Source organism: Bacillus sp. JJ1609 (assembly GCF_036967045.1).
Taxonomy (GTDB): Bacteria; Bacillota; Bacilli; order Bacillales; family Cytobacillaceae; genus Mesobacillus.
Genome location: NZ_JBALSS010000004.1, coordinates 124,892 through 129,854, shown reverse-complemented (window position 1 = coordinate 129,854; position 4,963 = coordinate 124,892). Strand labels below are relative to the sequence as shown.

Genomic DNA, 4,963 nt, shown 5'->3' with positions numbered 1-4,963 from the left:
GACAAAAAGTTGCGGAATCAAAGGGAGTTCTTCCGGGATTTCAACAAAATCCCGCGGAATCACACATTTCTTTGTAAATACCAGTCACGTATATGGCGGAATCTGTTCATATTTTTCCAACAAACTAAAAAACTGGATAGCAATAAGCCATCCAGTTTACTAAAATTACATCTTTTCAAATGTATCACAGATTGTTTCGCGCTCATTTGCAGCTTGTCTGCCTGTATTGGCAACAACCAGGATTGAGTCGGCAACACATTGGTCGCCCTCTGCCCAGTATTTGCAATTTTCTACTTCACATTTAACCTCGATTTTCATATAGGCCACCTCCTTAAAAGGTTTTAATAATCAATACCCGGATTGGAGGTCCTATAATCTTATACGCCTATGCCTAATATTGGCTGGTTTAAAAGTCGGAAATGTGTAGAGAGAGTCCCTGCGAACCTTGCACTTTCAAATGAGAATATTTATACTTATAAAGTTATAATAGAACTAGAAAAGCAGAAGTGCCTTGGGCAGCCCCGACAGGCATAAGACGACCTGCGAGGAGGCAGTTCTTCAGCCACCACAGCAGGGCGGCTTGTGACCCGAGGGGCTAGGCACTTGAGCTGGACAAGAAAAGGGCGTGTTATCGATGTCGATTGAACCCGCTGATCAAATACCTGTTAAGGTGACGGTTAAGACGGCTATTTATAGTGGCAGTGAGAAGGAGACTTTTGAATTGACCACTTTTGGCCGATACTATAAAAAAGCGAACAGCTCGTACCTCCAGTATGATGAAGTGATGGAGGAAGGGGACGTTCATACGACTGTAAAGATTACAGGAAACGAAGTGCTGATTTTACGGAGCGGTGCGATTAAGATGAGGCTTCATTTTCTGCTGAATAAAAAGACTCCTGGCAATTATAAGACGCCGTATGGGCTGCTGGAAACCTCGGCGCTCACAAAACGGCTTGATACTGATTTTAGTGAAGAAAAGCAAGAGGGCCATGTGGATTTGCTGTATGATATGGCCATTCAGGGCTCGAATGCAGGTACATACCATATGACGATCAATTATAAGGAGGAAGCCAAATGAATATAGTTGAACAGGTTCAATTGAAGCTGAAGGAAGAAATCAAGCAGGCTGCTATCAAGGCGAATCTTGCGGAGGAAGCACAAATTCCTTCCGTCGTGCTTGAAACACCAAAGGAAAAGGCGCATGGGGATTACTCTACGAATATGGCGATGCAGCTTGCGCGTGTTGCGAAGAAGGCTCCACGCCAGATTGCTGAGCAGCTGATCGAGAATTTTGATAAAAGCAAGGCGTCCATCGAAAAAATAGAAATCGCGGGACCAGGGTTCATCAATTTTTACATGGATAACAGCTATTTGACAGACTTGATTCCGGCGATCCTTGACGCTGGCGACAGCTACGGGGAGTCGAAGGTTGGCAACGGCCAGAAAATCCAGGTCGAGTTCGTTTCTGCCAACCCGACAGGTGACCTGCACCTTGGACATGCGCGCGGTGCAGCAGTCGGCGATTCATTGTGCAATGTGCTTGCAAAGGCTGGCTACGATGTTTCCCGTGAGTATTATATCAATGATGCCGGCAACCAGATTAATAATCTCGCGTTGTCTGTTGAAGCTCGTTACTTCCAGGCTCTTGGCATGGACAAGACGATGCCTGAGGATGGCTATCAAGGTGAGGACATCATCGGAATCGGCAAGAAGCTTGCTGAGGAATTTGGCGACAAATATGTGAATGTTCCTGACCAGGAGCGTTTTGATACATTCCGTGAGTACGGCTTGAAATATGAAATGGAAAAGCTGAAGCAGGACCTTGAGAATTTCCGCGTTAAGTTTGACGTCTGGTATTCCGAAACTTCGCTTTACCATGATGGAAAAATAGATGTAGCGTTGGATGCTCTTCGTGTCAATGGCCATATCTATGAAGAGGACGGTGCAACTTGGTTCCGTTCAACTGAGCTTGGCGATGACAAGGACCGCGTGCTGATCAAGCAGGACGGATCTTACACTTATTTGACCCCGGATATCGCTTACCATAAGAATAAGCTTGAGCGCGGCTTTGAAAAATTAATCAACATCTGGGGTGCGGACCACCATGGTTATATCCCGCGTATGAAGGCGGCAATCCAGGCGCTTGGTTACGACCGCGATACGCTTGAGGTTGAAATCATCCAGCTCGTCCACCTTTATAAAAATGGCGAGAAGATGAAGATGAGCAAGCGTACAGGTAAGGCTGTTACGATGCGTGACCTGATCGAAGAGGTAGGCCTAGATGCAGTACGTTACTTCTTCGCGATGAGAAGTGCGGATACGCATATGGATTTTGACCTTGATCTGGCCGTATCCCAGTCGAATGAAAACCCAGTATTCTACGCGCAGTATGCACATGCACGTATTTCAAGCATTTTGCGTTCAGCTGAGGAGCAAGGCTTCACAGTTGGAAAAGATGCGGATTTCAAATTAATTGAGGCTGAGAAGGAAATGGACCTGCTGAAGAAGATTGGCGAATTTCCGCTTGCGGTAGCAGAGGCAGCTCAAAAACGCATGCCGCACCGCATCAGCAATTACATTTTCGAACTTGCGTCAGTGTTCCACAGCTTCTACAATGCTGAAAAAGTTTTGGATGTGGACAATAAAGAAAGAACACAGGCTCGCCTGTCCCTGATCAAGAGTGCGCAAATCACCTTGAAGAATGCACTTGCTTTGATTGGTGTTTCTGCACCTGAAAAAATGTAAAATCTCATATTTACTCATAAAAAATGCGCGAGTTCCCAGCTGGACTCGCGCATTTTTATAACTAAATTGTTTAGTGATATATCTTGATAAGGTATTTAAATTAAAGTTCAATTCCATTTTTTAAACCCGAAGCTACATTTCTATCAGCAGATGGTTTTAAGACTAACTTTGAATAGATAGATACAAATATGAGGAAAATTGCCATCGTTATAATGTAAGTCCAGTCAGTTGTATGGTCAATAATCTTCAAATCACTCATATTCCCAATTTGACTTTTGAAAAGTGAAACTGTGTTCCAACCCCAGTGACATCCTATTGTAAACCATAGGGAGCCAGTTACTGCAAAAGGAATTGCGTACGTTAACCCCATTAAAAAAAGCATGATCCACTGAGTAGAGCCATCATCGATTCTCCAAATGTGATTAAGTACATAAATAACGGAAGAGATTCCCACTAATGTTGCGGATGAAAGTTTTCTTGGAAGATACTTAAAAACATATCCGCGCGTTAAGATATCTTCACTTGCAGAGGAAAGAAAGGTAATGATAATTATTCCAAGTAAAGGAAGGATAATTTGTTTAATGGAAAAAAAGCCATCAAAATAAATTTTGCCCGAAATAACAGATACAATAAAGCTTCCTCCATAGAATAATATACCTAACAAATAACCTGTTAATAAACTCCTAGAAGTATTTTTATTTCTTTGCAGACCAAAGGCAGATATTCCTTTTTCCCCAAGTAATTTTGCAACTATTTGTGCGACTATAAAAAATAATAAAAAACTACACAAGATAAAAATAGGATTATTGCCTATTAATTCTGAGGTGTGATATGCAGCAAATAAGATCATAAAACCAAGAAATGTTTTGAGTTTCATTAAAATACCCACTTTATTGAATTTATTACAGGCAACTTCCTTTCCTGCTCCTAAGACTAAGTAAATAAATGTAATTTTAACATATTATTCCTGAAAATGAGCAAAAAGCAGCGCGATTTCGTATTAGTATGCGAATCACACTGCTTATCTAGGTGTTTTTTTTTACTTTTAACTTTGCAGCTATTAAAAAGAAACCTCTTTGGTTAGCAGTCATTTAGCTTATTTCCACTCCAAAACAGCCCCGCCAATCCGTTTCACTCCCCGGATTTTAGCCAAATCCTCAACCAAAGCGAGAACTGCCTTATCCTTTGTCTTCGCTTCAATCATAAAATCGACGTCCTGTCCGATTCCACGCAAAATTTGGATTAATGGAAGGATGTACTCGTGGTCGACGTAATCCGCATGCGAACGGTACGCTTTCTCCGATTTAGGCGACGAGATATGGATTTTTGGCTTTAAACCTGTTCTAGCCCAGGTGTTAAAGCCAACAGGCAGGATATTCTCAAGAGTTTCTTCACAGAGGTTCGCCATATGATGGTGATAATCAAACATGAACGGCACATCTTCCTTCACGCAGGCGGCGAGTGTTTCTTCTGCATTATAGGTTTTGTCGTCATTCTCCAGAGTGGTGATTTTCTTTATGTGAGCAGGGAGCTTCGCGAAGTTTTCATGGAACCGCAAAATGGTTTCTTCCTTGTTCCCATAGGCTCCGCCAATATGGATATTGATGATTGCTTCGTTCTCGAGTCCCATCGCTTCCAGCATTCCATAATGATATTCCATGTCCAGAATTGCATTGGCTGTCACTTCCTCCCGAGGCGAAGTGAAAAGCGTGAACTGATTCGGATGGAAGCTTGTTCTTATTCTGTGCTTTTTCACAAGATCTCCGATTTCCAGCCACTCATCGCGGAAAGGCGTAACATAATCCCAGTTCACTTCTGGATGAGTTGCCAGCGGGGCAATCGAGCTTGAGAACCGGTAAAGCGGGATATCGTGAGCGATATTATAATGGATCATTCTTTCTGTGTTTAACAGGTTTTGGTACGTCACGGAAAGCAGCTTTTCATGACGCTCCTCTTTGGCCAGCTGTCCGTAACGCGCAAACGTCAATGCCTTCGACGGGGAAGCATCCCATAAACTGATGGCAGTGGAGACATATCCAAGCCGAATAATCATAGTGAAACTCCTTCATTGACCGCAGCAACAACGTTTGGCTTCGGTTATTTTTTGAATTGCTTAAAAAGGCTGTTTTTAAAAGGATAGTTGGAAAGCCAAATAAACGAAAACAGCTCTATAAAAGGTTTTGTTAAAGCTGAATGTTAATTTTTAAACCCTGTTGAT

General features: G+C 42.6%; 5 protein-coding genes. 2 read left to right on the top strand and 3 right to left on the bottom strand.

Annotated elements, in window-relative coordinates; translation table 11 throughout:
* Nucleotides 1-165 precede the first annotated feature (165 nt).
* Entirely contained in the window at nucleotides 166-318 is a 153-nt protein-coding gene (locus tag V7654_RS03050) for a DUF1540 domain-containing protein (RefSeq protein ID WP_251480914.1), read from the bottom strand.
* Nucleotides 319-634: 316 nt separating this feature from the next.
* On the opposite strand from V7654_RS03050, the gene V7654_RS03045 reads away from it, so the two are divergent.
* Together V7654_RS03045 and argS are read left to right on the top strand one after the other, a co-directional pair.
* A complete protein-coding gene (locus V7654_RS03045) occupies nucleotides 635-1,078 on the top strand; it encodes a DUF1934 domain-containing protein (RefSeq protein WP_335428370.1) in 444 nt (147 codons plus the stop codon).
* The gene (gene argS / locus V7654_RS03040) at nucleotides 1,075-2,745 is read left to right on the top strand and encodes an arginine--tRNA ligase (protein ID WP_335428367.1); all 1,671 of its coding nucleotides are present in this window, start codon (nucleotides 1,075-1,077) and stop codon (nucleotides 2,743-2,745) included. The genes V7654_RS03045 and argS overlap by 4 nt, the downstream gene beginning before the upstream one ends.
* A 100-nt stretch (nucleotides 2,746-2,845) precedes the next feature.
* Here argS and V7654_RS03035 read toward each other — a convergent pair whose 3' ends face one another.
* Both V7654_RS03035 and uvsE read right to left on the bottom strand, forming a co-directional pair.
* Nucleotides 2,846-3,634, bottom strand: coding sequence for a CPBP family intramembrane glutamic endopeptidase (locus V7654_RS03035; protein ID WP_335428366.1), 789 nt, complete (start codon nucleotides 3,632-3,634; stop codon nucleotides 2,846-2,848).
* 207 nt (nucleotides 3,635-3,841) lie between these two features.
* A complete protein-coding gene (gene uvsE, locus V7654_RS03030; RefSeq protein ID WP_335428364.1) occupies nucleotides 3,842-4,798 on the bottom strand; it encodes a UV DNA damage repair endonuclease UvsE in 957 nt (318 codons plus the stop codon).
* Between the last annotated feature and the right edge of the window lie 165 nt (nucleotides 4,799-4,963).